Annotated in this window: 2 protein-coding genes and 2 pseudogenes; 1 reads left to right on the plus strand and 3 read right to left on the minus strand. The window is 48.8% G+C overall.

Annotated features, from left to right (window positions below; genetic code table 11):
- Both AC1DLB_RS29140 and AC1DLB_RS29145 read right to left on the minus strand, forming a co-directional pair.
- A pseudogene (locus AC1DLB_RS29140) lies at positions 1 to 205 on the minus strand (MATE family efflux transporter); the annotation flags it as partial.
- On the minus strand, positions 189 to 410 hold the full coding sequence (locus tag AC1DLB_RS29145; protein ID WP_018927725.1) for a hypothetical protein: 222 nt from the start codon (positions 408 to 410) through the stop codon (positions 189 to 191). The gene AC1DLB_RS29145 and the pseudogene AC1DLB_RS29140, both read right to left, overlap by 17 nt.
- Positions 411 to 747: 337 nt before the next feature.
- On the opposite strand from AC1DLB_RS29145, the gene AC1DLB_RS29150 reads away from it, so the two are divergent.
- Positions 748 to 1,380, plus strand: a complete 633-nt coding sequence (locus tag AC1DLB_RS29150; RefSeq protein WP_018927726.1) for a LysE family translocator — start codon at positions 748 to 750, stop codon at positions 1,378 to 1,380.
- An 84-nt stretch (positions 1,381 to 1,464) separates the two neighbouring features.
- Here AC1DLB_RS29150 and AC1DLB_RS29155 read toward each other — a convergent pair.
- Positions 1,465 to 1,786 (minus strand): annotated as a pseudogene (locus tag AC1DLB_RS29155) (PLP-dependent aminotransferase family protein); the annotation flags it as partial.

Genomic DNA, 1,786 nt, shown 5'->3' on the forward strand with positions numbered 1-1,786 from the left:
CGCCTACGGTGCTACAGAAGAAAGCGATGATCGCCATGCTCGTGAATACTGCTGGACCGGAGGCGGCCAGCGTATCTTGTGAGTAGTGTGCCAGGCATAGCCTGTCGACAAGCATCATCAATAAATTGCCGACCATCGTCCCCATCAACGGAAACGAGACGATGGCGATTCTTTTCGCCACCCCTGCGTCAAACCAGTGCCGCATATTCACATTCCTTTGTCTCGCGGCTGCCGCAATGGTCGCCCAACACATCGCGTAAAAGAGCCAGCAGTGTGTCGGGATTTCCAATCTGCGCCAGCAGCGACAACAGCAGACGCTCCATGCCGAAGGCGACGCAGGCTGAATGCATGAGCGGTTCTGGGGCTTGCGGGCCGATCTTGAATGCGTTGGTAAACAGATCTCGGTGCAAGTTGCGCGAACTATCCTGTCATATGGATGGACCCAGTGGACACCATTTTTAGCCTCACAAGCGGATCGCCATGCGCTAACGAACCTCTTATCCAAAGCCCTTCAAAACCCGAGTCGTCCAGGAATGCCTGCAACGTCCTGGCCGGTGTCATCGTCGAAGGCGAATGGCATCCCGATCGTGTTTAGTAAGGCTCATCACAGAGTGCACCTTAATAATGAAGGAAAGATAAGAATACTTCTTACAAAATTATCAAAAAAACCTCTATGGGAATTAATAATTAATTCATAAAAAAATGTACTTCTCCTAACCTTTAAGCATCAATTGCGGAGGTGCATTTATGTTGATTTTCATTAAGTCGATGATCATTGGGCTTTGTATCGCAGCCCCTGTGGGACCCATTGGGCTGTTGTGCATACAGAGGAGCCTTGCGCTTGGATGGAGAGCAGGTTTCGCGACAGGGTTAGGGGCGGCCACAGCCGATTCGATCTATGGATTTGTCGGTGCGCTGGGAATCACGGTCATCATAGCGACACTCATTAGCTTTAAGCCATGGTTGTGTATTTTGGGGGGGATGTTCCTCGCGTACATTGGTTATCAAACAATAAAATCGAAAGCGAGCTCAACAGCCCTGGCAGGTGAACGAGCCAACCTGTTAAAAGCCTACTTGAGTACACTGTTTTTGACACTGTCGAACCCAATGACCATCCTGTCGTTTATTGCGATATTTGCTGCCATGAGCGACGGCATGGCTAATGATCAAAGCGGTCAGCACTCAGTACTGCCTATGGTGACAGGTATATTTCTAGGCTCGGCTGTCTGGTGGCTGGGGTTGAGCGGATTCTCCTCCATATTCAAGACCAGAATCTCCCAATCAAAGCTCAGGTTGATCAACTATTTTTCCGGGTCAACCATAACCATTCTGGGTGCCTACCAAGTAGCCACTGGCGTTATGCTCGCCACAGCAGCTTAATAGGGAAATGAGGCAAGGCTTATTTCTTATTGGCTGATGAGTAAGCCTTGGCATCAATCCCCTACGGTTTGACGGGAGGATGCTTTACTGAATTCTGGATTCAATGTACGCCCTGAGGCTGCCTATCGCTTGTTTGATTTCTGATTCTGTCGCATTGCTAAACGACAATCTGACCTGAGTGACAGCCTGATTCGTCAGCGAAAACAAGGAAGTGGGAAATACAATAACCTTGAAGTTCCTGGCGCACTCGCACATTTCAAAATATTCAAAGGTGAAGGGCAACTGTACATTGATGAAAAAACCTCCCTCTGGATGGTTCCAGGTGACACTTCTTTCAGAACCAGCCTTGACCGGGAATTCACGTTCAAGGCATTCAATCATATGGTTTCTTTTTTGCCTGTAAGAC

It is taken from the genome of Pseudomonas sp. 05N434 (assembly GCF_056396965.1).

What these genes read in the sequence shown, in the direction of transcription:
- AC1DLB_RS29150 (WP_018927726.1), top strand. Translation starts at nt 748, where the DNA reads ATGTTGATTTTCATTAAGTCGATGATCATTGGGCTTTGTATCGCAGCC.